Annotated in this window: 1 protein-coding gene; it reads right to left on the reverse strand. The window is 74.0% G+C overall.

The annotated features are described in order from the left end of the window. Window positions 1-160: 160 nt before the first annotated feature. A partial coding sequence (locus AN218_RS36225) for a chitinase (RefSeq protein ID WP_070020146.1) occupies window positions 161-1,138 on the reverse strand: 978 nt, incomplete at its 5' end.

Consider the following 1,138-nt stretch of genomic DNA (forward strand, 5'->3'; position numbering starts at 1 on the left):
CTCCGTGCTGGCGCTCTTCACCTTCGGCACGCTGGCCGCGTACACGCTGCGGCGCAAGGCGGACGACCGTCCCGAGGCCCGCCCCGCGCACACCTCGTAGCACGGGCCCCGGACGACCGGACGGAACCGGCGACCGGCCGAGCCGGTCGCCCGGCCCCCCTCAACGCCCGTGCTGCGCCAGCGTCTTGGTGTACTCCCACGGCCGCTGCGCGACGCCCGAGCACGCGTCCTCCGCCGGATACGGACGCCCGCCGCAGGGCCGGTCCCGGTTGACCGACCAGAAGGCGAGCCTGCCCAGCCCGTGCTTGCGCGCATGGGCCGCGACGGTGCGGAAGTCCCGCACCGTGATCGTCTCGCCCTCCCCCGTGATGCCGTTCATGGAGGAGATGCCGCTGTGCGCGTACGCCTCGGTGTCCGTGTAGCCGTACGCGCTCGCCAGCCGCTCCTTGAGCCCGTCCACGGCGCGGGTGCTGATGCGTCCCATGTCCTCGCCCTTCGCGGAGGGCACGAAGGAGAACGGCATGACGCTCCACGCGTCCGGCTCCACCTCCGCCTCCGCCGCGCGGTCGATGAGCGAACTGTCGGGCCCCGTACGGTAACTGGGCACCGTGACATAGACGACCAGCCCGGGATCGGCCTTCTTGAGGCGGGCCAGCGCGTCCAGCGTTCTGCGCTGTGTCTCCGCGCTGCGGTAGGCGCTGCCTTCGAGATCGATGTCGATCGCCTTGAGGCCGTAGGCGTCGATCACCTTCCGGTAGGCGCCCGCGAGCGACGCCGCGTCCGGGCACTTCTCCTCCAGCTTGTCGCCACCGCCGCCGCCGAAGGACGGCACGACGTCGCCGCCCGCCACGCGCACCGCCGCGACCGTACGGGCGTCGACGCCGCCCTTCAGCGGCCGGTAGCCGTCCCAACGCGGCTCGCACGCACCGCTGCTGAGGACGAAGGCGAGCGAGAACCAGCGCACGCCGGTCGCCGCCATCACCGTCGCGGGCGCGGGCGGGTCGCCCCAGCCGAGCGAGAGATACGGCGAGACGGCCATCGGGGCGGGCGGCGGCGCGGTGGACGAGGAGTTGGGACGCGGGGACGTCTCCGCCGCGTCCGCGGGCGTGGCCGCGGGAGCGGGCGAGGCGGTGCCGAG

It is taken from the genome of Streptomyces nanshensis, from assembly GCF_001751255.1.
GTDB lineage: Bacteria > Actinomycetota > Actinomycetes > Streptomycetales > Streptomycetaceae > Streptomyces > Streptomyces nanshensis_A.